Source organism: Bradyrhizobium sp. SBR1B, assembly GCF_014198205.1.
GTDB lineage: Bacteria > Pseudomonadota > Alphaproteobacteria > Rhizobiales > Xanthobacteraceae > Bradyrhizobium.
In genome coordinates, this window is sequence record NZ_JACIHC010000013.1 from 149,938 (window position 1) to 173,792 (window position 23,855).

The 23,855-nt window shown below is 63.5% G+C and carries 24 protein-coding genes; 4 read left to right on the plus strand and 20 right to left on the minus strand.

Features of this window, described 5'->3' with window-relative positions:
- Window positions 1-52 precede the first annotated feature (52 nt).
- The 4 genes from GGD61_RS27805 to GGD61_RS27820 all read right to left on the minus strand — a co-directional run bounded on the left by GGD61_RS27805 (window position 53) and on the right by GGD61_RS27820 (window position 4,548).
- Complete coding sequence (locus GGD61_RS27805; RefSeq protein WP_183231607.1) at window positions 53-592, minus strand: cytochrome c; 540 nt, start codon at window positions 590-592, stop codon at window positions 53-55.
- On the minus strand, window positions 573-1,859 hold the full coding sequence (gene soxC, locus GGD61_RS27810) for a sulfite dehydrogenase (protein WP_183231608.1): 1,287 nt from the start codon (window positions 1,857-1,859) through the stop codon (window positions 573-575). Before soxC ends, GGD61_RS27805 begins: the two co-directional genes overlap by 20 nt.
- Before the next feature lie 142 nt (window positions 1,860-2,001).
- Window positions 2,002-3,228 carry an MFS transporter gene (locus GGD61_RS27815; protein ID WP_183231609.1) on the minus strand — a complete coding sequence of 409 codons (1,227 nt, stop codon included), beginning with the start codon at window positions 3,226-3,228 and terminating at the stop codon, window positions 2,002-2,004.
- The gene (locus GGD61_RS27820; protein ID WP_183231610.1) at window positions 3,229-4,548 is read right to left on the minus strand and encodes a tetratricopeptide repeat protein; all 1,320 of its coding nucleotides are present in this window, start codon (window positions 4,546-4,548) and stop codon (window positions 3,229-3,231) included.
- Here GGD61_RS27820 and GGD61_RS27825 point away from each other — a divergent pair.
- Entirely contained in the window at window positions 4,547-5,500 is a 954-nt protein-coding gene (locus tag GGD61_RS27825; protein WP_246786063.1) for a helix-turn-helix domain-containing protein, read from the plus strand. The genes GGD61_RS27820 and GGD61_RS27825 overlap by 2 nt on opposite strands.
- A gap of 21 nt (window positions 5,501-5,521) precedes the next feature.
- Window positions 5,522-5,830 carry a monooxygenase gene (locus GGD61_RS27830; RefSeq protein ID WP_183231611.1) on the plus strand — a complete coding sequence of 103 codons (309 nt, stop codon included), beginning with the start codon at window positions 5,522-5,524 and terminating at the stop codon, window positions 5,828-5,830.
- Window positions 5,831-5,896: 66 nt separating this feature from the next.
- Here GGD61_RS27830 and GGD61_RS27835 read toward each other — a convergent pair whose 3' ends face one another.
- The 10 genes from GGD61_RS27835 to GGD61_RS27880 all read right to left on the minus strand — a co-directional run bounded on the left by GGD61_RS27835 (window position 5,897) and on the right by GGD61_RS27880 (window position 16,129).
- Complete coding sequence (locus GGD61_RS27835) at window positions 5,897-6,037, minus strand: SDR family oxidoreductase (protein ID WP_409362476.1); 141 nt, start codon at window positions 6,035-6,037, stop codon at window positions 5,897-5,899.
- Between the two features lie 616 nt (window positions 6,038-6,653).
- A complete protein-coding gene (locus tag GGD61_RS27840; protein ID WP_183231612.1) occupies window positions 6,654-8,057 on the minus strand; it encodes an amidase in 1,404 nt (467 codons plus the stop codon).
- 85 nt (window positions 8,058-8,142) lie between these two features.
- Complete coding sequence (locus tag GGD61_RS27845) at window positions 8,143-8,904, minus strand: SDR family NAD(P)-dependent oxidoreductase (RefSeq protein WP_126255471.1); 762 nt, start codon at window positions 8,902-8,904, stop codon at window positions 8,143-8,145.
- Window positions 8,905-8,950: 46 nt separating this feature from the next.
- Window positions 8,951-9,676: an ABC transporter ATP-binding protein gene (locus GGD61_RS27850; protein WP_183231613.1), complete on the minus strand. Its 726-nt coding sequence runs from the start codon at window positions 9,674-9,676 to the stop codon at window positions 8,951-8,953.
- A complete protein-coding gene (locus tag GGD61_RS27855) occupies window positions 9,666-10,385 on the minus strand; it encodes an ABC transporter ATP-binding protein (protein WP_183231614.1) in 720 nt (239 codons plus the stop codon). Before GGD61_RS27855 ends, GGD61_RS27850 begins: the two co-directional genes overlap by 11 nt.
- 2 nt (window positions 10,386-10,387) lie before the next feature.
- The gene (locus GGD61_RS27860) at window positions 10,388-11,455 is read right to left on the minus strand and encodes a branched-chain amino acid ABC transporter permease (RefSeq protein WP_183231615.1); all 1,068 of its coding nucleotides are present in this window, start codon (window positions 11,453-11,455) and stop codon (window positions 10,388-10,390) included.
- Window positions 11,456-11,467: 12 nt separating this feature from the next.
- Window positions 11,468-12,334: an ABC transporter permease subunit gene (locus GGD61_RS27865; protein ID WP_183231616.1), complete on the minus strand. Its 867-nt coding sequence runs from the start codon at window positions 12,332-12,334 to the stop codon at window positions 11,468-11,470.
- Between the two features lie 93 nt (window positions 12,335-12,427).
- Window positions 12,428-13,669 carry an urea ABC transporter substrate-binding protein gene (locus GGD61_RS27870; RefSeq protein WP_409362475.1) on the minus strand — a complete coding sequence of 414 codons (1,242 nt, stop codon included), beginning with the start codon at window positions 13,667-13,669 and terminating at the stop codon, window positions 12,428-12,430.
- 46 nt (window positions 13,670-13,715) lie between these two features.
- A complete protein-coding gene (locus GGD61_RS27875; RefSeq protein ID WP_183231617.1) occupies window positions 13,716-14,711 on the minus strand; it encodes an acetamidase/formamidase family protein in 996 nt (331 codons plus the stop codon).
- A gap of 17 nt (window positions 14,712-14,728) precedes the next feature.
- A complete protein-coding gene (locus tag GGD61_RS27880) occupies window positions 14,729-16,129 on the minus strand; it encodes an amidase (RefSeq protein ID WP_183231618.1) in 1,401 nt (466 codons plus the stop codon).
- A 433-nt stretch (window positions 16,130-16,562) separates the two neighbouring features.
- On the opposite strand from GGD61_RS27880, the gene GGD61_RS27885 reads away from it, so the two are divergent.
- Window positions 16,563-17,738, plus strand: a complete 1,176-nt coding sequence (locus GGD61_RS27885; protein ID WP_183231619.1) for a transporter substrate-binding domain-containing protein — start codon at window positions 16,563-16,565, stop codon at window positions 17,736-17,738.
- Window positions 17,735-18,322, plus strand: coding sequence for an ANTAR domain-containing response regulator (locus tag GGD61_RS27890; protein ID WP_183231620.1), 588 nt, complete (start codon window positions 17,735-17,737; stop codon window positions 18,320-18,322). The genes GGD61_RS27885 and GGD61_RS27890 overlap by 4 nt, the downstream gene beginning before the upstream one ends.
- Before the next feature lie 42 nt (window positions 18,323-18,364).
- On the opposite strand, the gene GGD61_RS27895 is transcribed toward GGD61_RS27890, so the two are convergent.
- The 6 genes from GGD61_RS27895 to GGD61_RS27920 form a co-directional block, all read right to left on the minus strand.
- The gene (locus GGD61_RS27895) at window positions 18,365-18,742 is read right to left on the minus strand and encodes an NUDIX hydrolase (protein ID WP_183231621.1); all 378 of its coding nucleotides are present in this window, start codon (window positions 18,740-18,742) and stop codon (window positions 18,365-18,367) included.
- A gap of 3 nt (window positions 18,743-18,745) precedes the next feature.
- Entirely contained in the window at window positions 18,746-19,585 is an 840-nt protein-coding gene (locus GGD61_RS27900) for an endonuclease/exonuclease/phosphatase family protein (RefSeq protein ID WP_183231622.1), read from the minus strand.
- Window positions 19,585-20,394: a carbohydrate ABC transporter permease gene (locus GGD61_RS27905; protein ID WP_183231624.1), complete on the minus strand. Its 810-nt coding sequence runs from the start codon at window positions 20,392-20,394 to the stop codon at window positions 19,585-19,587. Before GGD61_RS27905 ends, GGD61_RS27900 begins: the two co-directional genes overlap by 1 nt.
- Window positions 20,391-21,311, minus strand: a complete 921-nt coding sequence (locus GGD61_RS27910) for a carbohydrate ABC transporter permease (protein ID WP_210311218.1) — start codon at window positions 21,309-21,311, stop codon at window positions 20,391-20,393. Before GGD61_RS27910 ends, GGD61_RS27905 begins: the two co-directional genes overlap by 4 nt.
- 57 nt (window positions 21,312-21,368) lie before the next feature.
- Window positions 21,369-22,622, minus strand: a complete 1,254-nt coding sequence (locus tag GGD61_RS27915; protein ID WP_183231663.1) for an ABC transporter substrate-binding protein — start codon at window positions 22,620-22,622, stop codon at window positions 21,369-21,371.
- Between the two features lie 63 nt (window positions 22,623-22,685).
- On the minus strand, window positions 22,686-23,705 hold the full coding sequence (locus GGD61_RS27920; protein WP_183231625.1) for an ABC transporter ATP-binding protein: 1,020 nt from the start codon (window positions 23,703-23,705) through the stop codon (window positions 22,686-22,688).
- Between the last annotated feature and the right edge of the window lie 150 nt (window positions 23,706-23,855).

Genomic DNA, 23,855 nt, shown 5'->3' on the forward strand with positions numbered 1-23,855 from the left:
AGACCGAAGCGTGGTGCTGGTATTTAGCCGCCGCACGCTTCGGTCATCGCAGTCATTTAACGTCGGGCCTCGGATCGTCGACGAAGCCATCGCGGTTCGGCATGTTGACGGCACTCAGCGACTTTGAGTCCATCGTCGCATCGGCAGGAACGATACCATTTATGTTCAGCAGATAAGCCGAAAGCGCATACACTTCGTCGTTCGACAACGACTGGGGAGCGTTCAAGGGCATGGCCCTCCGGATGTAATCGAAGAGCGTCGGAGCGTATGGCCAGTAGCTCCCGATGGTTTTTACGGGCTTCGCTGTCGCCAGCGAGCCTTTTCCGCCGACCAGCTTGTCCCCGATGCCGCCTTCGCCCTTCTCTCCATGGCAAGCCGCGCACTGGTTCTGAAACAGCTCGCGACCCTGACTGACCGTGCCATGACCCGGCGGAAGGTACTTGCCGTCCCGATCGACGTCGATGTTCCAACCCGCGATTTCCGCGTCCGTCGCCTTCTTGCCGAAGCCGAACTTCGACTGCCCGTACCCGGCCGCCGTCGTGCAGATCAGGACGACGGCCGCTCCGACGAGACTAAGCCTGCACATGGGCATTGGTGACCTCCCCGGTTTCGGCGACCTTCCAGGGCCAGGTCGCGTTGTTGTGATACTGACCGTTCACCCCCCGGACGTCCTTGAGCTGCTCGAAGCTCGGCTGAACGTAGCCGGTTTCGTCCGTTACGCGGCTGATGATCGTCGTCGGCTTACCGTCCCACGTCCATGGGAGCCTGAAACGGGTGAAGGCTCGCGTGAGAACGGGCTCCTGCAATTTTGCGACCTGCCAGGTCTTGCCGCCGTCCGTCGACACGTCGACCTTCGCGACCTTGCCGCGGCCCGTCCACGCCAGACCCGTTATTTCGTTAAACCCGGGCTGGATCGTGTGCGTGCCCGACGGGCGGGTGATGATCGACTTCGCCTCCATCATGAAAGTAAACTTGCGCGCCTTCCCATCCGGCATCAGATCGGTGTACCGCGACGTTTCCTCGCGCGAGTAGATCGGCTCGTTCGTCACATGAAGCCGTCGAAGCCATTTGACGTTCATGTTGCCTTCGAAGCCCGGCAGCAGCACGCGCAAAGGATAGCCCTGCGCGGGCCGCAAGCGCTCGCCGTTCTGGCTGTAAACGAGCATCGCATCCTCGAGGCACTTCTCGATCGGAATGCTGCGCGTTAGTGCGGCGCCATCAGCACCCTCGGCGATGACCCACTTCGCTTCCGGCTTGAGCCAGACGTCCTCAAGCACGGTCTTTAGCGGCACGCCGGTCCATTCGCAGCAGCTTGCCAAGCCAACCAGCTCGCCGGCGGTCTTGGCGTAGATCTTCGTGTAGGGCGGGTTGCCGGCGCATTCCAGAAAGTGAATACGGCTTTCCGACGGGTACCGCTTGATGTCCTCCATCGTGAAGACGGTCGGCCGCTCGACCAGGCCGTGGATCATCAGACGATGCTGCGCGGGATCGATCTCCGGAACGCCGCCGTGATGCCGTTCGTAGAAGAGGCCGTTAGGGACGATGATGCCGTCGATGTCCTGCAGCGGCGTGTAGCTCTGCGAGGAAGTCTGTTGTTGAGTATCCTTCTTCAATGTACGGACGATGCTCTTCTCGAACTTCGAAGGCTGCCCGTACGGCTCAGTGCCCGTATCGGCACCGGGCTGCTTCATCCATTCCGGGACGTTTGGAGGCAGGTTTTCCGACCCGGCTGGCTGGGCGGCCAAAGCGTCGCCGGAGGCGGCAAATGCTGCCGCTCCTCCTACCGCGAGCGAACCGGCGGCCAGGAATTGTCTTCGCGTGGACGACTTCGTCGCCTCGACGCGCGATTTGCTCTTCATGCTTCCTCCTTGCGAACACGTTTCACAAGATTGCCGAACTTGCCGCGGCGAACCCATCGGTCCGATGCGCCCCACGTCCGTTTCGGGGTCGCCGGCGGGCGGATTGTCCGCCGCCGGAAAACAATTGAGTAGGCACGCGGCGTCAGGCCGCGGCGCCTTTACCCGACCGCCTCGGCGACGCCACGAAAAGCGCGGCCACGGCCAACAGGAGAGGTGGAAACGAGATCCACAGCACAGTGTCCCAGCCGTAGGCCGAGAGCAGTCCACCCGACAGGAAGGAGCCAAAAGTCATCGTGCCGAACACGATGAAGTCGTTGAGCGACTGGACACGGGCCTTCTCTTCCGGCCTGTGGCATTCGAGAACCATCGCGGAGGCACCGACGAATCCGAAGTTCCAGCCAACGCCCAACAGGATCAACGTCGCCCAGAAATGTGCGACCTGGATGCCGAGGAGGCCGACCGCGGACGAGGCAGCGGTCAGGAGCAGACCTATCGCGACCACCTTCGACGCGCCGAACCGGGTAATCAGGCGACCGGTAACGAAGCTCGGCCCGTACATCGCGATGACGTGCCATTGCAGGCCGAGGTTCGCGGATTGCTGCGGCAGGTTACAAAATTTCATCGCGAGGGGCGCAGCCGTCATGAGGAAGTTCATCAGGAGGTAGGAGACCACGCCGCAGACGACCGCACCGATGAACCGCGGTTGACGCGCGATGACGGCCAGAGGCCGCCCTCTGCCGGTATCCGCTGCCCTCGGTGCCGGTAGACGCACGCCGGCGAGAACGAGCAGGGACATGCCCGCCACGGCCGCTTGCCCGATGTACGTCGCCGCAAAAAGGTACGGCTGCCAGAGGTCCATGGTGTAGGTGACGAGTTGCGGCCCGATCACGCCGGCGAAGACGCCTCCCGCCATCACGGCCGACAGCGCGCGGGGACGGCGTTTGGGTGTGGCACAGTCGGCGGCGGCGAATCGGAAGGAGAGCACCACCGCGGCGTAGACGCCGCCGAAGAACGTCGCGACACAGAACAGCCAGAACGAGGCCTGCAGCACGGCCAACGTTCCGATCAGACCGCCTACGACGCCGCAGCCGGTTCCGATCATGAAGGCGGCACGGCGGCCGTGACGCTGGGCGATCGCGCCGGCCGGCAACGTACATGCAGCCATCCCGACGACGAAGATGGAGATCGGAAGCGTCGCGAGCGCCTTGGTCGGCGCCAGCATGTCTCCGACCACAGCACCGGTGGCATAGACGACGGTCGAGTTCGCGCCGGCCAGCGCCTGCGCGACCGCCAACCGCACCACGTTGGCGCGTTCGAACCGGCTCGCCGGCGCGGCATCCGCCAGATCTTCGATGACGACTTGGGACATTCAGACCTCGATTTGATGGCTCCAGCGCGTATCGCGCTGCGAGGGACGCCGGTGCAGACGACGATCGAGCAGGTCGCGCGCCTGGGCGGCCTGGCCGCTGCGCATCAGCGCGAGCAGCAGCGTGTCTTCGAGGATTTCCCGTTGGGCGCCGCTACCGCCGACCCGAGCGAAGTCCCTCGTCAACGGCCCCAGTATCCGTGCGCAGTCCGCGTAGTCGGCATTGGCGAACGCGAGCGCCGCCGAGCCGACAGCCGGGACGATGGATCCCGCCGGAAGCGCGCCATCGGCAACCCGCCGGGTGTTCGCAACGATGCGATTTGTCGCGGCGACATGCCGCCCCGTTGCCGCCGAGAGGAGCCCTATATGGATCTCCACGAATGCGAGCCCGGGGTTCGCATACTTGGACGATGCGTAGCGTTCAGCTTCATCCCACAGGCCTGCCGGTACCTCATAGCCGTACGCCTGCAACCGCCACAGCAGCGAGACAGCATCGCTCACGACGTTGATCGGAAGTCCCAGCGAGACCGAGGGGCGCACGTGCCTCGAATAAATCGCCAGCGCGTGCTGCGGATCGTCGCGCTCCAGCGCGGACAGAGCGGCGTGCCACGCCAAGTGCCCATGCAACATACCCGCCGGGTCGTATTCCGGCAGCCAGCCTTCGATCAACGTTTCGGCTTCATGGGTCGCGCCCTGCTCGAACATGGCGTGCGCCACGGCATGGGCCGCGTTGGCGTTGGCGCGCCGTCGCTCTAGGCCACGCTGCGCCAGGTTCCGGCCCTTGGCGACCGCGCCGTTCTCGGCGTGGGACCAGCCGCGATAGGTCAGAAACCACCAGTCGTCCGGGTCGTACTGATCCGCCACTTTCTCGCACAGATCGACCCGTGCCTGGTCGTGATCGGCCATTCCCGAGAAGGCAAACAGGCCGAAGGCGCCGAGCGGCAGGGAGAGGATCAGGACATCGCGGGGCCATTGGTCCAGATGGGCGAGCGCGTTCTCAAGCGCTTTGGCCGATTGCCCTTTCACGGCAAGCGATAGCGTCAGGACGTGACTGATCTCACGCGGTGATGCACTTCGAACTACGATCTCTTGCGCTCTTGCGACGCTCGCCTGCGCCTCTGTGGGCCGGCCCTTGATTGCCTGCAAGCGAGCGAGAGCGGCATGCGCGAGAGCGAACTCCGGATCCAGATCGATGGCTTGTCGCAGTTCGTCCTCCGCGCCGGGCCAAGCCGACAACAGAAGGTCCACTCCCGTGCGATAGCTCGCCGCGGCTCTTGACGAGTTCGTCGAAATCGGGAGGCCGCGACTATCGACCTCGGCCATGCTCGCCTCCTACAGCGGTGGCCGCCCGAGCTGGCAGCCCCTTGATTTCCACCGCTATCAGAGCGATATGAGGCTGTCTTTCGACGCTTTGCCAATTTATGTAGAATATCCGCCAATCGGAGACGTCGTGTCCTGGACCCCGATATCGGCTCCGCCTGACGCTCTTCCCCCGCGACCGATCACAATGCGGGCCCAGTCCATTCCTCCGAGGCACGAATTCCCGGAGCACGCGCACGACTGGCATCAGGTCGTCTACGCCGTCGACGGTGTACTCATGGCCGTCGCGGAGAATCGGTCCTTCGTCGTCTCGCCGGAGCAGGCAGTTTGGTTGCCGAGCGGCGTTCGCCACCGGGTCGGATCACTGATGGGCGCCGAATTCCGCAGCCTGTGGATCGCCGTCGGCTCGGGGCGAGATCTGCCGTCGGAGCCAACCGTTCTGGCCGTCTCTCCTCTTTTGAAGCAATTGATCGTCGAAGCCGCTGCCATCGAAGGGCGGAAGGACGATGAAGGATACACACAGCGCATCACGGCACTCATTCTCGATCAACTGGCCAGAGCGCCGGCGCTGAGCGCCGGACTGCCGTGGCCGCGCAGCGAGCGTCTGCTCCGTCTTTGCGAGGTTCTCTATCTAGATCCCGCTGATGAACGTAGTTTGGACGACTGGGCAACGACGCTTGGCATGTCATCCCGGACACTGTCGCGACAGTTCGAGGCCGAGATGGGCCTGAGCCTCCGATCATGGCGTAGGCGAGTTCGATTGCTACGTTCGCTCGAATTGCTAGGAAGTGGCACGGGAGTGACCGAGACGGCCCTGCAACTCGGTTACGGCTCCGCATCGGCGTTCATATTCGCTTTTCGAACCGAAATGGGATCGAGCCCCCACGCCTACACGCGAAACGTAGGCCGAGAAGGTCCTATCAACACTGGCACCCTGCCGAGACCAGTCGCCTGAAAATATCGAGAGGTACATCCAATGTTTGTCGTAGTCGTACAACTGCCAATATCGAAGCGCTCGCGCGAGGCAGCGATCGCATCCGCGCAAAAAACTGCCGCGACGTACACCTCCCTCGCCTCTCAGGGGCTGATCAGGAAATACTACATAAATGGCGACGAAGGTGCTGGAGGGGTCTACCTTTGGCGGTCTGAAGCCGCAGCACGCGCCTGGTACACGCCCGAGTGGGAGCGGCGGATGACCGAGACACATGGCGTGAAACCGAAGGTCACGTACTACGAAAGCCTTTTCGTCGTAGACAATGAGACCGGCGAAGCTCGAACCGCATAGTCTCGCGGCCGCGAAATCTCCGGGCCTGAAAGAGCCCCGATTTTCATATCGCGTCGTTCTCAGTGACTATTGCCGGCCAGCGGTCACACCTCCGTCCACGGGAAGTATGGTGCCCGTGACCCAGGACGCCTGATCAGACGTTAGGAAAAGGATTGCCTCGAAGAACTCCCGCGGCTGACCGTGCGGCCGGTAACCGCGGTGTGGCAGCCATTCCCTAGGGCATCAACACACGGCGGTCTGACGAGGTGAACATTTCGGCTTCGCCCTTCTGAGACATGCGGGACCGGCCGAGCGCCCGGCTTGCGCCAAGAGCTGCCTTCCTTCAACTGATGCTTGGGGCTACCAACCTCCGACCTTTTTATACGCTGCAATGCGCCGCAATACCCACTTGGCGAAAGCAGGATGAAAGAGCGACCGCGATCAGGTAAGCGGAAGTCACAGTTTTAGACAGCGCCCGGCGATGAAAGGGTGTGGAGAACTGCCCGACCCAAACCTACGCCAAACAACGCGGTAGCAGCCGTTCTCCCTACTCCCACTCTATCGTTTCGAACGACGGTTCGTCGTTGTTTTGCAAGCACAAAACTCCGCGTCTGACGGACTAATCCCGACGGTATATCCGCTGCAATTTTTCGATCATGGATTCACAGTATAATTTGCGCCGTTCGTAGTACTCGCGATTTCGTTACCTATCGGGATCAATCGACTGAATTGTCTTACAAAGGTAGAGCAACTCGCCACCGCTTGTACTGCCACAGTATACTTCAAATACCGTCAGTGATCAGGAAAGCGGTGTCAAGTACCCTCGAGCCGAGCCGACACAGGCTCAATCGATCGGAGCGCGCCGGGTATGCCAGTCCGTCGCCGACTGGAAGGCATGCCCGGCGCGCGCGAGCACATCCTCCGACAGATGCGGGCCGACGAGCTGCATGCTGAGCGGCAGGCCGTCCGACGCCATGCCATTCGGCAGCGTGATGGTCGGGTTGCCCGAGAAGTCGAACACCGCGGTGAAGCGCAGGATGCTGAGCAGCACGTTTGGATCGGCGCCGTACTCTCCCATCCTGGTCAGTGTCGGGATCGGCACGGGCATGGTGGGGATCAGCAGCAGGTCGATATCGCCAAAGAGGGCGGCCAGGCTGCCGCAAAATTTTAGCCGCTCATGATGGATCTGCGCGATCTCGACGCCACTCATCGACCTGCCCTGCTCGATCAGCTGCGCCAGGTCCGGGCCGTATTCCGACTTCCGCGACGGATAGGTCTCAAGATGGGCCTCAGCGGTCTCGATCGAGCACATCGGAATCCACATGCTCACGAGCTTTTCATAGGCCGGAAACTTGACCTCGCGGATGTCGGCCCCGATCGCGGCGAGCGTCCGCTCGGCTTCGAGCAACGCGGCGACTACTTGCGGATCGATGCCGTTCTGGGTGTAGCGGCGGTCGACGCCGATCCGCAGGCCGCGGACCCCGTCACCGATCCCCGCGAGATAGTTCGGCACGGGCGCCTGCAGGGCGGTGGGATCGTTGACATCCGCCCCTGCGATAACGCCGAGCATGGCCGCCGCATCGGCTGCGCTCCGGCACATCGGCCCGACATGGTCGAGCGAGTCGGCCAGCGGAAAGACGCCATGGCGGCTAACGCGTCCCCAAGTCGGCTTGATCCCGGTCAGCCCGCAGGTTGCCGATGGAAACCGGATCGAGCCGCCGGTGTCGCTGCCGATCGAGCCGAAGCAGAGCCCCGCCGAGGTCGCCACGCCCGATCCGCTGGAGGACGAGCCGACCCAGTAATCGACGCCCCAGGGATTGAGCGGCGCCTGATCGTTCGGATGATGGCTGGTGTAGGCCCCCTCGGTCATCTTCAGCTTGCCGAGCGTGACGGCGCCGGCCTGCTCGAGCCGGTCCACGATCGTCGCGTTGAACGACGGGACGAACTCGGCGTGGATCGTGGTGCCGCCTGCCGTCGGCGCGAAGCTGGTGTAGCAGAGGTCCTTCAGTCCGATCGGCACGCCGTGCAGAGGCCCCCGCCAAATGCCACTGGCAAGCTCGGCGTCACAGCGCTTCGCCTGCGCCATGGCGCGCTCGGCAAGGACGAGTGCATAACCATGAAATTTGCCGTCGAGCTTGGCGATCCGGCTCAGCATGGCCTCGGTCACCTTCGAAGGCAAAAGCTCGCCACGACGGAACAGCTCGGAGAGTTCGGTGATCGACTTGTAGTGGATTGGATCTGCTGACATCTGACAGCCCTGTTGTTGTCGGAAACGGCTTCGCTCACCGGCGCCGCGACGGCCCGATCTCGCAATGGCGCGATGCTGGATACGTCTAGAACTGTACCCCGCGCGTGAGGGCACCATCGACGACGAGGTTGGTGCCGGTGATGAAGCTCGCCGCCTTGCTGGCAAGAAACACCGCGCCGTTCGCCATTTCCTGCGGCGTGCCCATCCGACCCGTCGGGTTCAGCGCCAGCGCGGTCTTGTACAGCTCGGGATTACCGTCCTTGATCTGGTTCCAGACGCCGCCTTCGAAATAGGTGTTGCCCGGCGAGACCGAGTTGGCGCGGATGCCCTTGCCGGCAAGCTGGAAGGCAAGTCCTTGCGTGTAGTGGATGATCGCGGCCTTGAATGTCCCGTAAGGACCGCTGGCGAAATCGACCTCGCGGCCCGACACGCTGGAGATGGTGACGATCGCGGCCGCCTTGCTCTTCTCCAGATACGGCATCGCCGCATTGACCAACCGCACCGTGCCCATCATGTCGGTGGAGAATTCCTTCTCCCAGCTCTCCTCGTCCTGCCCGATCGAGAGCGCACTGACATTGGCGACGACGATGTCGATGCCGCCGAGCTTGGAGGCCATATCCTCCACCCAGGCCTTGAGCGCCGGGCCATTGGAGACGTCCACCGAGCTGCCGAACGCGGCGACGCCCTTCGCCTTGATCGCGGTGACCGCGCTATCGACGTCGGCCTGGTTGCGCGCGCAGATGCCGACATTGGCACCTTCGGCTGCAAAGGTGTCGGCGATCGCCCTGCCGATGCCCTTCGTGCTGCCGGTGACGAGAACCTTTGCGCCCTTGAGTCCGAGATCCATGTTCATTCCCTCCCTATTGACGAGTTGAAAGCATGCCCGAGGCCGTTCAGAGCAGAAGCTGTTCCCGCACATTGTCCTCGTTGACCTCGGTGCCGGCGAGCGACCGCGTGATCTTACCCTTCTCCATGATGTAACAGCGCTCGGCGATCGCCAGGATCGTGTCGAGGTTCTGCTCCACGAAGATGATGGTGGTTCCGAGCTCGTTGCGGAACGATCGGAGCGCTTCGCAGATGTGCTGGACTATGGAGGGCTGAATGCCTTCGGATGGCTCGTCCAGGATCATCAGGGATGGATTGCCGATCAACGCGCGGCCGATGGCGAGCTGCTGCTGCTCGCCGCCCGACATGGTGCCCGCGGCCTGCCGCCGGCGCTCCTTCAGCCGCGGAAAATACTCATAGACCAACTCCGGCAGCTTCTTGCCGGCGGAGCCACCGATCAGCTCGCCGACCTGAAGGTTTTCCTCGACCGTCATTTGCGGGAACACGTCGCGCCCTTGCGGGATGTAGCCGAAGCCCGCCCTCGCCCGCGCGTCTGCCTCCAGCGCGGTCACGTCCTGCCCCATGAATCTGATCGTGCCGCGCCAGGTTTGCAGCAGCCCGATCAGGCAGCGCATCAGGGTCGATTTGCCGACGCCGTTGCGGCCGATCACGCCGACGATCTCGCCACGCGAGACTGACATGGTGACGCCCTGCAGGATCGGCGTCGCGCCGTACCCCGCCCACAATTCGGCAACGTCGATAATCCGCTCAGGGGACGAAACATTAGTGAGCATGGGTCTTACCCAGATAGATTTCCGCGACCTTCTCGTCCTGCAGGATGCTGTCGAGCGTGCCGCGCGCAAAGATCCTACCGAGATGCAGCACCGTGACGCGCTGGGCGACCTGGCGGACGAAAGCCATGTCGTGCTCGACCACGAGCACCGTCATGCCCTCGGCATTGAACGACCTGATCAACTCGCCGGTCTTGAAGGTTTCCTCGGGCGACATGCCCGCGGTCGGCTCGTCCAGCAGCAGGAGCTGCGGCTTCAAAGCCAGCGCCATCCCGATTTCGAGCCATTGCTGCTGGCCGTGCGACAGCGCGCCCGCCAGCTTGTCGCTATCCGACGCCAGGTTGAGCAGAGTCAGCAGGCGATCTTCCTCGGCGATGCGCTCCGAGCCGGACAATCGCTCCTGCAGCGCCGTCTGGATGTTCTGGCGGACAGGCAATTCCTTGAACACGCTCGGGGCCTGCATCTTGATGCTCATTCCCCGCTGCACGCGCGCGTAGGGCCGCTCGGCCGTGATATCGACGGTGTCGAACAGGATACTGCCCTCGGTCGGCGGATAGAGGCCGACGATCAGCTTGAACAGCGTGCTCTTGCCGGCGCCGTTGGGGCCAATCAGGCAATGGATCTCCCCGGCATTGACTGCGAGGTCGACACCCGAGACGGCCGTCAGTCCGCCGAAGCGCTTCGATACGCCTTTGACTTCGACGAGTGCCATGATCAGGACTCTTCCGGTTGCAGGCCGCCGGCCTCTGCCACGACGTCACCAGGCCGTCGGCGTCCCTGCCACCAGTCGGCGGCGAGCTTGCCGATGCCGAGCACGAAGCCCTGCGGCGCCAGCATCACGGTCGCGAGCAGCAGGGCCCCCATCAGCACCAGCGCCGCCTGCTGGCTGTACACCGTGATGGTCTGAAAGCCGAACAGCAGCAGGAACGACCCAACCAGCGTTGCGGTCAAATCGCTGCGCCCGGAGAATGCCACCCACACGATGGGCATCGCGGCTGCCGGCAAGCCGATGCTGGACGGGGTGATGAACTGCCCCCAGGACGTGTACAGCGCGCCGCTGAGGCCTGCGAGACCGCTGCCGATCACGAAGGTCAGCAGCTGATATTTCCTGACGTCGTAACCCAGCATCTCCGCGCGCTGCGGATTCTCCCGCGTCGCCACGATGACGTTGCCGATGCCCGAGTTCACCAGCATGCGCAGCGCGAGATAGACGATCACGATCAGCGCGAACATGACGTAATAGAGCGCCGAGCCCTCGATGTAGAAGTCGCGAACCGTCAGCGGGTCCATGCCCTTCATGCCGTTGAAGCCGTTCAACCGCGCCGGCCCGATATGCCATTCCGGTCCGGCCGTCTGGCCGAGGAAGAAAGCCAGCACCAACGTCGCGGACAGCGTCACGATGCCGAAGAAGATGCCGTTGATCCCGCCCCAGATCATGAAATAGCCGAGGATACCGGCCGCGATCATCGCCAGGACGACAGAGAGCACGAGCGCGGCGATCGTCGCGGTGCCGCCGCCCATGTTGATCGCGAGCACGCCGTAGCCGTAACCGGCGATTCCGAAGAACAGCGTCTGGCCGAACGACAGCATGCCGCCATAGCCCCACATCAGGCACAGGCCGAGCGCCATGAAGATCCAGATCAGGAAGTAGGCAAAATTGCCGACATCGTAGGAATCGGCAAACAAAGGATAGGCCAGCGCGCCCGCGAGCACGACCAGGAAGCACGACCAGAACATCTTGCCGCGTCCGAGCGTCTGTGGGCCTTCGAGCAGCTTGAACATCACAGATTCCCTTTAGCGTCCACGGCGAACCAGCACGCTGGAGAGTCCCTCGGGCAAGACGCGGATGATCAGGATGACGGCGACCAGCATGCCGATCTGTCCGATGATCTGGCCGTAGCTCGCGTTCAAGGCCATCCGGATCATCGCCAGAAACACGGCGGCCGGCGCCGTTCCAAGAAGCACATTGGCTCCGCCGATCACGACGGTGACAAAACTCTCGACCACGAAGGTCGCGCCCATGGTCGGGATCAGCGTCATGGTCGGCGCGTAGAGCGCGCCGCAAAGCCCGGCAAGGCCGGTTCCGATCCCGAAGCTGATCGCATAGATGCGGCCGGTGCGTGCGCCCAGCGCCTTGGCCATCGCCGCATTCTGCATGGTCGCGCGGGCGATGACGCCAAAACGCGTCTTCATGAAGATGATGTAGAGGCCGGCCAGCACCGCCACGGCGCAACCGAACAGCACCAGGCGGTAGGTCGAGAACGTATAGCCGCCGATCGCAAAGCTCCCCTCGGGCGTCCCGATGCCGCGCACGGCGGAACCGACGATCAGGAGCATCGACTGCGTCACGATCAGGCTCAGTCCCCAGGTCGCGAGCAACGAATCCAGGGGGCGCTTGTAGAACCGCCGCACGACGAGGAATTCAACGAGGACACCGATGAGCCCGGCCGTCACCGCAGCCAGGATCTGGGCAATCGCGAGCGGGACGCCCAGATTGACGAGGCCAACCGTGACATAGGCCCCGCACATGATGAACTCGCCGTGCGCCATGTTGATGACGCCCATCATGCCGAACACGATGGCGAGGCCTGCGGCCGAGAGAATGAGGAACGCGAAGACGTCGGCGAACTGATAGAACAGCGAGAACACTTCAGCCGACATCTTGGTCCCCTTGCCGATCCCGACGCCGCGTCGTTGCGGCGCCAGTCTTGTTCAGAAACGTGACATCAAACACGAGCAAGATCCGTGCCCGTCTCAGGACCTCTTGGGGAGATGGCTCGGCGTGTACTGATCCTTGTCGTTCTTCTTGGTGAGATCGCACCCGATCTCGCCAAGCCAGTAAGGCTGGATCGTGCCGTAGTCTTTCTCGACCTTCACCTCGTGCTTCGGCCCGACCGAGATCAGGCGCATGCGGTGAGAGGTGTGCTGGCTCTTCGGGTCGATGCAGACCTTACCCTCGGGCGCGTCGATGCAGGCATCGCCGGTCGCGATCACTTTCCGCATGTCTTCGAGCTTGATCGATTTCGCCTTCTCGACCAGCGCCTTGTACATGTAGAGCGCGTTATAGGCGTTGTACCCCATGTCGTTGATGTAGAGCTCGTCGGGGAACTTGGCGTGCCAGCGCTTCTTGAACTCGGTCGCTTCGGGCGTATCAATCTCCTCGAACCAGTTCGCAGTCGCGTGCATGTTGTTGAGCGCCGGCGGCTTGAAGCGCTTGTGCTCGAAGCCGAGCATGACCTTGATCGACGAGCCCATCGGCAAATTGAGATTGGCCGCGGCAGCCTGCTCGAAGAACGAATCCTGGGCAGCGCCGACATTGATCGTCAGCAGCCAGTCCGGCTTCGCCTTCTGGATGTTCTGGATGGTCTGCGCGAACTGCGACACGCCGAGCGGGATGAACTCCTCGCCGACGACCTCGCCGCCGAGATCCTTCATGATCTTGCGGTTCCACTCCGCCGAGATCTGGCCGAAATTGTAGTCGGCCGCGATGACATAGACCTTCTTGCCGAACTTCTCGACCATCCAGGGAATCAGCGTCGAGAATTGCTGTTCGGGCACTGCGCCCATGCTGATCATGCTGGCGTCGCAGACACCGCCCTCGTACTGGTTGGTGTAGAAATACGGCGTCGTGGTGCGATCGACGATCGGACGCAGCGCCTCGCGCGAGGCCGAAGTGATGCCGCCGATCAGCACGTCCACCTTGTCGCGATTGAGCAGGCGCCGGCCGAACTCCTGATAGCGTGCGTTGTCGCCCTGGGGATCGAGGTGGATCAGCTCGATCTGCCGGCCCAGAATGCCGCCGCTCTTGTTGATCTCCTTGACGGCGAGCTGCGAGCCGTGCAGCTTCGGCATGCCCATGAAGGCGAGATCGCCGGAGACGTCCTCGAGCAGGCCGACCTTCAGCGGCGGCTCCGCGGCGCTGGCAATATTCATCGACGCCACCGTGCCGAGCATGGCGCCGAGCAATACCATCCGTAGCTTGTGTCCCGAATTCATCGTGATGTCCCCTCTATTGAAAGCGGCTGGGTGTCATGATTGGATGTCATGGCTTGAGGTAATTCTTCAGGATGGACGCCCCCATCGTGTATTTGGGGTCGACCATGTTGCCGAGGCGCATGCGGCCGGCTTGGCTGAGCAGCATGTAGGCGTCGATCTCGTCGAAGCCGTAGTCGGCCGCCATCCACCGCACCAGCTCGCGATAGGCGATGCGCGCGGCGTCCTCGAGCGGACGCGCGCTGCCGATCGTCATGATGAAATCCTTCGTCTCGAGCCGCGGCCAGGCGAAGCTCCAGTTCTTGATCAGGTCGACCTGGAGCGTGACGGTCGCGCGCTGCTCCATCGCCACGCCCGAAAGCTCGCCATCGCCCTGCGTCGCGTGGCAGTCGCCGACGTAGAGCATCCCGCCGTCGGTATGCACCGGGAAATAGATGATCGCACCCGGCGCGACGTCGGGCAGGTCCATATTGCCGCCGTGATAGTCCGGCTGCAGCGACGAGATCGCCTCGATCTCCGGCGAGACGCCGATGGTGCCGATGAACGGCTCGTAGGGCAGCGTGAGCTTGTCGTTCCAGCGCACGCCGTTCCTGTCGACATGCAGCTTCTTCACGCGCTCCGGCAGCGGCGGATTGAGCAGCGCCGTCGAACCGGTTCCGACCAGTCCGCCGAACTCCGGAATGATACAGGTCGTGCCGGCCGGCTGCTCGCCCCGCGTCTCGACGTCGCGGATGTAGATCGCGAGGCAATCGCCCTTCTTGGCGCCCTTCACCGCGATCGGCCCGCATTGCGGATTGAGGAAAGGAAAGTTGAGCTTGGCGGTGGGGCTGTCGGTCTCCTTGGTCAGCACGCCGCCGAACGCATCTTCGGTCTCGACAACGACGACCCCGCCGGGGTCGATCGACAGGGTCGGCTTGGCATAGGGACCGTAGACGTAATGGAAGTCCCCCTGCTGCTCGATGGTCAGGCTATGGGTCGCGCCGGTCGCTCCCTTGGCGACGGCGCGCTTGGCCATGATGGACGTCTTCAACCAGTCTTCGGACATGAGATCGGCTCCTCGGCTCAGATCGCGGGATGACGCTTGTGCCAGTCGGTGACGCGCTGGAACGCATCGCCCGCGCGAACGAGGCCGGCCTCTTCGAAGTGACGGCCGACGAACTGGAGGCCGACCGGACCGCCATTCGCGGCGAAGCCGCCGGGCAATGTCACGGTCGGGCTTCCCGTCATGTCGAACGGGCATGTGAAGCGGAGCAGGCCTCCAATCAGCGAGGCGTCCTCGCCGAGCGCTGCCATTTTTGCGAGAGTCGGCGCGGCGAAGGCTTGCGCGGGGATCGCGAGAAGATCGACGCTCTCGAACAGCGCGCGCACGGCGCCGCGAAACGCTTCGCGGCGGAGCACGATCTTCTGGTAGTCCATGCCGGATTGCTGCCGGCCGAGATCGAGCAGGCCTGCGAGCGCCGGGCCGTACTCGTCCTTGCGCGCCGGATAGGTCTCCTCATGCGCGACCGCGACTTCGATGCCGCAGAGCGGGAACCAGTCGTCGATGATCGCCTTGGGATCGGGGAAGTTGATCTCCTTGATCTTCGCGCCGAGATCGGCCGCGACGCGCAGACCTTCGGCCAGCACCTTGGCCGCATCGCTGTCGGTGCCGTCGCTGGTCCAGCGCCGGTCGATGCCGATGGTCACGCCGCGCAGATCGCCGGTCAGCCCGGCAAGATAATCCGGAACCGCCAGCGGCACCGCCGTCGTATCCCTGGGGTCCTGCCCCGCGATCACGCCGAGAATGGCGCCGCAATCGACCGCGCTTCGCGCCATCGGACCGATGTGGTCCAGCGTCGCTGCCAGCTCGAAGGCGCCATAGCGGCTGACCCGTCCCCAGGTCGGCTTGAGCCCGGTGACGCCATTGGCCGCGGACGGAAAGCGGATCGAGCCGCCGGTATCGGTGCCGAGCGAGCCGAAGCAGAGGCCGGCCGCGGTCGCCACGCCGGAACCGCTCGACGATGCGCCGGGCCAGAGATCCGCGTTCCACGGATTCTTCGGCGGGTCGATCTTCGGATGATGATCGGCATAGGCGCCCTCGGTCTGCTGCAGCTTGCCGAGGATGATCGCGCCGGCCTCCTTCAGCCGCGCAACCACCGTGGCGTCCTCGGTCGGGCGGAAGTCGCGATGGATCGTCATGCCATGCCCGGCCGGCGCGCCCTTGGCCCAGCAGAGATCCTTCACAGCAACCGGCACGCCGTGCAGCGGTCCCCTGATCTTGCCGGAGGCGATCTCCTTCTCGGCCGCAGCGGCTTCCGCGAGCGCCGAGTCGGCCATCACATGCGCAAAGCTCTTGAGCTTGCCGTCGAGCTTGTCGATCCGGCCGAGCATCGCCTTGGTGACTTCGACCGATGACAGTTCCTTGGCCTGGACCTTCTGTCCGATCTCGACGAGCCCAAGATAGTGGAGATCCGTTGCCGCCATCGCTCCTCATCCTCTCGCTCGACATGACGCATCGCCCGCTGGCGCATGCGTCACCGTTCTGGCGATGCGGACGCATCGCCAGCTGTCCTGGCGGCAAAACGGAAAAAGCCACCCGCCCCTCCCGAATGAGGTGACGAATGGCTCAAATGCCGCGGCTATGATCGGTCGCTTAGGGGCCGTGATCGAACGAAGCAGTTGGGTAGCAAAGAGCTGGACGTCATCGGCCAGATCAGCGCACGCGAGGTTCGACAGGTCGCCCTGTAGGAGAAAAGTCTAAGTAACTGCCTATCGTGTTGTCAACGATGCTGCCTGCCTAAATTTCGAGAGTGCTGCGCAGCAAAACGGCAAGCCGACTGCAAGCCAACTGAATGCCCCTTGCACTGTCATCGACGATGATGATTTCATCTTCGCGTTTCGCGATCGAAAGCCGTCAATGACAAAGCCGTCTGTTCCCGTTGGCATCATCTGCTCGCAATCCGGGCCCTATCAGGCAATGGGACGCGAGATCCTCAAGAGCGCGATGATGGCGGTCGACGAGATCAACGCGCAGACCGAGTTCGACTTCTCGATCACGCCCCACATTCGCGATCCTCGCGGCATCGTCTCCGAATATCACACGGTCTGTGACGACCTCATCCGCAATGTCGGCGTCGAGCACATCATCGGCTGCTACACCTCGGCCTCCCGCAAGCAGGTGCTGCCGATCGTCGAGCGCACCGATCGCCTGCTCTGGTATCCCGCCCGCTACGAGGGCTTCGAGTGCTCCGACAACGTGATCTATGTCGGCGCCTCGCCCAATCACAACGTGCTGCCCCTGGTCCGCTACGTGCTCGACAATCTGTCGCGGGAGATCTTCTGCGTCGGCTCCAACTATGTGTGGACCTGGGAGACCAATCGCGTCACCCGGGAACTCGTCAGCGCGGCAGATGGCCACATCCTCGCCGAGCGACTGCTCGAGCTTGGCGAAAGCGCCGTCGGCCACATCGTCGACGAGATTATCCGCCGCAAGCCGCCGATCGTGTTCAACACGCTGGTCGGAAGCTCGAGCTACGACTTCATCCGCGCCTTTGACGCCGGCACCAAGGCCGCCGGCCTCGAAATTCCCATGCTGAGCTGCAGCCTGTGCGAGCCGGAACTGGCGATCGTCGGGCCGGCATCGGCTGGCTGCATCACCTCGTCGGCCTATTTCGAGAGCATCCGCCTGCCGGAGAACCGCGCCTTCGTCGCGCGCTGGAAGGCACGCTATGGCGAGGACAGCAGTCCGTCCGTGGACGGGCAATCCGCCTATGTCGCGGTCTATCTGCTGGCGCGCGCGCTGCAACGCGCGGGCACGTCCGCTATTGCGGAGGTGCGGCGCGCCGCGGCGGGCTATCGCTACAATTCACCGCAAGGACCGGTGTGGATCGACGGCGGCAACAATCATTGCGTCCTTACACCGCGGCTTGCCGTATCCAATCCGCAAGGACAGTTTGATATCTTCTGGGAAGCCGACGCGCCTGTTAAGCCTGATCCCTACCTGACGCAGCTCGACGTTGCCGTCAGCCCGTCGAAAGAAACCTCGGCGGGCGGCGCATTGCCGAACGCGCCGCATTTGCGGGTTGTAAAATGAGCAGACCGTCTTCATTTTCGCTACGCGGACGCAAGGCGCTCGTCGCCATCAGGGACGAGCGCGACTCAACCATCGTGCGACGACAGTTCGAACGTCTCGGGATCGAGGGTGTCGCGTGGACGCCGGCGGACCCCGTCGGCTTCGCCCCTGATCTATCGCTGATCGACGACGAGTTCCTGCCCCTGCTGCAACCGGCCCAACGCGCGGTGCTGGCGCGATCGCCCGTCATCGCCCTGCTCGGCACCGAAACGCCGAGCCGCCTCAAGCTGGTGTTCGAGCTCGATCCGGCATCGTTCCTGATCAAGCCGCTGCGGTCCGCCGGCATCTACGCAGCGCTCGTCATGGCATTCGAGCGCAGCGAACGCACGGGCGAATTGAAGCAGCAGATTCTGAAGCTCGAGCAGCGCCTGCGGTCGCGTCGCGTCGTGCTCGCCGCCGTTCTCCAGGTGATGCATTCGCATGCGCTCGCCGAACCTGCCGCCTTTGCCCTGATCCGCAGAACCGCGATGGAGCAGCGCAAGTCGATCGAAGAACTCTCGGCCGAGATCACGGCCAGGGGCATGCTCCCGCGCGCGACGGGTTAGACCGCCTGTAATGCTCCGCGCAGCGAACAGCCAGGCCCTCGCCTATTTCGGAAACAGCTTGTCGCGAATGTAGCGCGAGGTTGCGGTCAGCTTCAGTCCGCGCGGCTTGCGCCATTCCGCCCGGTCGAGCTCCTTCTTGTCGCCGATCTTCAGGGGACCCGAGGCCTTCTTGCCCAGGAAGATCGCATCGCTCATCCTTCGGCCGGACCTGCGGTTCTTGCCGTTGACTTCCTTCCACAGCCTCAACTCGCCAAGCCTGAGCTTGGGCAGCTCCTCCATGATCTCGCGATGGAGGCACTTTCTCTCACTCTCGCCGGCGCGCCTGCGGCCGCCCGGAAACATCCAGCGCTTGTCGCGCCGCCGTCTGACGAGGAGCACCCTGCCCTTCCTTGCAACGACAAGCTTTGATGACTTCGCCATTCTCTAGTCAGCCAGCTCGATCCCGAGGGGTTGGTGGTCGGACGCATCGGTTGCCGCGTTGACCTCGATGCCGCGCACGCGACTGACCAGATCCTCCGTGACGAAGATGAAGTCGCGACAGTCCGGCCCGTCGGCCCATTGCGCGCGATCAAAGATGCCGCATGTCGGCGCCCGCGGGCGCCCCGGACGATTGGCGGCCCACGCATCCCGATAATTCAAGCCGGGCCTGCCGGCGCGGTCGATCAGGGCGTGCTGGGGATCGGCGACGTCGAAATTGAAATCGCCGCACATCAGGCTCGACGCCGCGACGGTCTGGCTCCCATATGGCTCATCGTGCCGGGAGCTGGCCTGCCTGGGGCTCCCGGATGCGTCCTGCTGCAGGTCGAGCAGCCGCGTGATCTGCGCCTGACGCTGATCGGCCGAATGAAACTCGAGATGCGTGTTGACGATGCGAACAGCGCCAAACGAGGCCTGAAGCGTCACCTCCAGGGCGTGACGGCGCATGCTGCGCACCCCACCCGCGCCCGGAAACGGCAGGAGGTGATTGGCGATCTGCAACACCGGCAATCGCGACAGCGTCATGTTGCCGAAGCAGTGAAGGCTGCCCACGCGATCTATCGTCTCGATCGCCGGTCGGAATATCGCGGAGTAGCCGGGCAGCAAGGCTGCGAACTGAGCGCTCTGATCCGCGCCATCGCCAAATCTCGAAAAATTGGCGCTCACCTCCTGGAAGCAGAACACGTCCGCATCGAGCGTTTGCCTCGCGACGGCAACGATCCTGGAGAGATCAGTGACTCCGTCGCACCCCTTGCCACACTGTATGTTCCAGGTCAGAAGCCGCATCACCGGATACCCGCGCGCATGAATGACTGAACGAACTGACGCTGGAACAGCAGGAACGCGATCAGGAGCGGCGCCATCGTCATCACGGTCGCGGCCGTGATCACCGACCAATCCACGCCGGTCTCAGGAGCGCCGAAAACGGCGAGCCCCACCGTGAGCGGCCGCGCCTCCACCGAATTCGTGACGATCAGCGGCCACAGGAAGTTGTTCCAGTGATAACTGACGGAGACGAGACCGAAGGCGACGTAGGTGGGCCGAGCCAAGGGCACATAGACCCGCCAAAGGATGACCAGCGGGCCTGCTCCCTCGACCCGGGCGGCTTCGACCAGCTCCTGAGGCACGCTCTTGAAAGTCTGCCGCAACAGGAAGATACCAAAGGCGCTCGCCAGATAAGGCAGCGCGATGGCAGGAATCGTATCGAGCAAGCCGAGCTTTGCGATCGCGCGATAGTTCTCGACGATGAGGACGTCGGGCATGATCATGAGCTGGAGCAGCACGAGGGCAAACGCAATGCCGCTGCCCCTGAATCTGAAGCGCGCAAAGGCATAGGCGGCCAGCGTCGACAGGATCAGCTGGCCGACCAGGATGAACGTCACCAGCACGACCGTGTTGAGGTAGTACCGGCCGAACGGCGCCTGCTTCCAGGCCCGGGCAAAATTCTCCAGCGTCCAGGGCGCGGACAGGCTGAAAGATGTGGCATAGGCCGCCGGATGCAGCGCGCTCCAGAAGGCATAGGCCAAGGGGGCGAGCCAGATCAAAGCCAGGAGCCATGCTGCGACGGCCTCGACGGGAGGTGTCCGGCCTCTCATTGGTAGTGGATCCTGCGATCGAGATAGCCGAACTTGAGCAGCGCAATCGCGCTCAGCAGCATGAGAAGCACGACCGTCAGCGTTGCCGCGTAGGAGGAATCCTGAAACGTGAAGGCGACCTCATAGATGTAGTAGAGCAGCAGCGTGCTGGCGTTGTTCGGACCGCCCTTGGTCATGATGACCAGATGATCCACCAGCTTGAACGAGTTGATGACCGCATTGATGGCCACGAACAGCGTGGTCGGCATCAGCAGCGGGAACGTGATGCGGCGGAACGTGTACCACCGGCTCGCGCCTTCGATGGAGGCGGCTTCATCGAGATCCGGCGAGAGCTGCTGCAGCGCGGCCAGATAGAAGATCATGAAGAACCCGGCTTCCTTCCAGATCACCATGACGATCAGGCAGCCCATCACCGTCGAGGGATCGCCGAGCCAGTTCCAGCCGCCGAGGCCGAACAGCCCGCGCAGCTGATCGAGCGCGCCGTAATCCGGCGTGTAGAAGAACAGCCAGATGTTGGCGACGGCGATCATCGGCAGCACCGTCGGCGTGAAGTACGCCAGCCGCAGAAAGCCGCGGCCGCGCATGTTGCGATTGACCCAGACCGCCATGATCAGGGCGAGCGCGATCGACGTCGGGATCGTGCCGAGTGCGAACCAGAAATTGTTGACCAGCGCCTTCCAGAAGATCGGATCCGCCGCCATGGCCCGGTAGCTGTCCGTCCCGACGAAGACCTCGCTGCCGTTCCGCTTGGTGATGAACAGCGAATGCCGGATCGTCGCCAGGATCGGCCAGTGCGTGAAGGCAACCAGCAGGACCGCCGCCGGCAACAGCAGCAGCCACGCATTCACGGCATTCCACCACGCCTGCGACCGGGCGCGGCGTTCGGGGATTGGCGATAAGGCGGCGAGATCGGTCATCCTGGAGCCGGCGGGATGGCGGCGAACCGCCACCCCGCCACGTCCCTTACTTTGCGATTACTTAGCGGCGCGCAGCACGCGGTCGGACTGCGCCTGCGCGGCGGCCAGCGCTTCCTGTGGCTTCTGCGAGCCCGTGACCGCGGCCTGCACGGCATCGTTCACGAACTTGTAGATGCGGCCGTTTTCGTGGACGGAGAGCTCCGGCACGGCATGCTCGAGCTGATCGCGCGCGACGGTCGCCTGCGGGAAGTCCTTGGCGTAGTCTTCCATCGCCTTGGTCTTGTAGGCGGCCGGCGACACTGCGACGTAGCCGGTCTTCATGCTCCATTCCGCCGCACGCTCGGGCGCCGTCATCCACTGGATGAACTTGACGGCGGCCTTCTGCTGCTCGGCCGAAGCGTTCTTGAAGATGTAGAAGCTGCCGCCGCCGGTCGGCGATCCCCGCCGCTCCTTGGCCGGCAGCATGGCCACGCCGAACTGGAATTTTGCGGCGTCCTTGACGGCCGTGAGGTTACCCGTCGTGTGCCACATCATCGCCGTCTTGCCTTCGAGGAAGTCGGTGCGGAGCGTCGCCCAGTCGATGCTGCCGGTCGGCATGACGTTGTGCTTGCGCGACAGGTCGACCCAGTAGTCGAGCGCGCCGACCGTCTTAGGCGCGGTGAGGTACACCTCGGTGCCGGCCTCGTTCATCATCTTCTGGCCGTTCTCGATGGCGAGCGCCTGCAGCATCCAGTAGCCGTAGCCGGTCGTCGGGATCTCGACGCCCCAACGCGTCGTGTTGGCGCCCTCCTTCTTGACCAGCTTCTTCGACATCTCGACCATTTCGTCCCAGGACGCCGGTGCCTTCTCGGGATCGAGGCCGGCTTCCTTGAAGGCGTCCTTGTTCCAGTACAGCACGATGGTCGAACGCTGGAACGGGATGCTCCAGGTCTTGCCGTCGACCTGGCCGTTGGCCATGAACGCGGGATAGAACTCCTTGAACCAGGCCTTGTCGCCGACGAGATCGTCAAACGGCACGATCGCGTTCTCGTCCATCAGCGTGAACACGTCGGTCGACAGCAGAACCGACAGTTGCGGCGGCTGCCCGCCCTTCATGGCGGTCATCGCCTTGGTCATCGTGTCCGTGTAGTTGCCGGCATAGACTGCCGTCACCTTGACGTCCGGATTGTCCTTCTCGAAGCGCGAGACCATGTCGTCGATGATCTTGGTGACGGGACCGCCGACCGCGACCGGATAGTACATGGTCAGATCCACCGCGGCGGCGGGACGTGCCCCCATCGAGAGCACGGCAAGTGCGGCTGCCATCAACATCGTTCGTCGCGCAAACATCTCTCTCTCCCTCTGTAATCCGCCGAGCGCCTGAAGCCACCGCTGCTATCCAGCGGAGGTCGCCAGCCGGCCCTCCCTGGCTGAAGTTTCCAATCGGCATTCCGTAGCCGGATCGAACCGATGTTCGTGACCGGCCTCCCAGGCCAGCCGGACATCCTCGCCGGGCTGAACCTTGCTGAACCCATCGAGCCGCACCGAGATCGGCTGACCGTCGATGTCGCACAGCACGATGCTGTCGGCTCCGAGATGCTCGACGGCCTTGACCCGCGCGGCATGATCGCCACCGGGCACGATGCGAATGTGCTCCGGCCGGATGCCGATCAGATGATCGCCCTGACGCACCAGGTTCATCGGCGGTGTGCCGATGAAACGCGCCGTAAACGCCGTCGCCGGCCTGTTGTAGAGCTCTTCCGGCGAGCCATTCTGCTCGATACGGCCATCGCGCATCAGGACGACGCGGTCCGCCATCGTCATGGCTTCGGTCTGATCGTGGGTGACGTAGACCATCGTCATGCCGAGGCGCTGCTGCAACGCGCGGATTTCCGTTCGCATCTCGTGTCGCAGCTTGGCGTCGAGGTTCGACAGCGGCTCGTCCATGAGGCAGACCCGCGCCTCGGCGATGATGGCGCGTCCCAGCGCAACGCGCTGGCGCTGCCCTCCCGACAATTGCGACGGCTTGCGATCGAGCAGATGCGCGAGACCAACGATGTCGGCGACGCGACGAAGCCGGGCGTCGCGTTCGGCGCGCGACACCCGCCGCACGCGCAGGCCGAAAATGATGTTCTCGGCCACGCTCAAATGCGGGAACAGCGCATAGGATTGGAAGACCATGGAGATCTTCCGCTCCGCCGGCGACAGGCGGGTCACGTCCACGCCGCCGATAGCGATCGTGCCGGCATCGGCCTCCTCGAGCCCGGCGATCAGCCGCAACGTGGTCGACTTACCGCAGCCGGACGGCCCCAGCAGCACCAGCAGCGAGCCCTCGTCCGCCGTCAGACTGATGTCATCGACGGCGCGCATCGCGCCCCACGACTTGGAGACATGATTCAGCGTAATCGCCGACATGGCCGGTTCGCTCTCAGCATGATGCAGCTACGCTGATGGCGGCTCGCTCCAACGGAGCAGCACAGTGCCAGTCAAAGACCAGTCCATGCGTCCTCCCTCGAGCCACGCTCATTCATCGGCGTAGCGACTATTATGTTCATATGAACATAG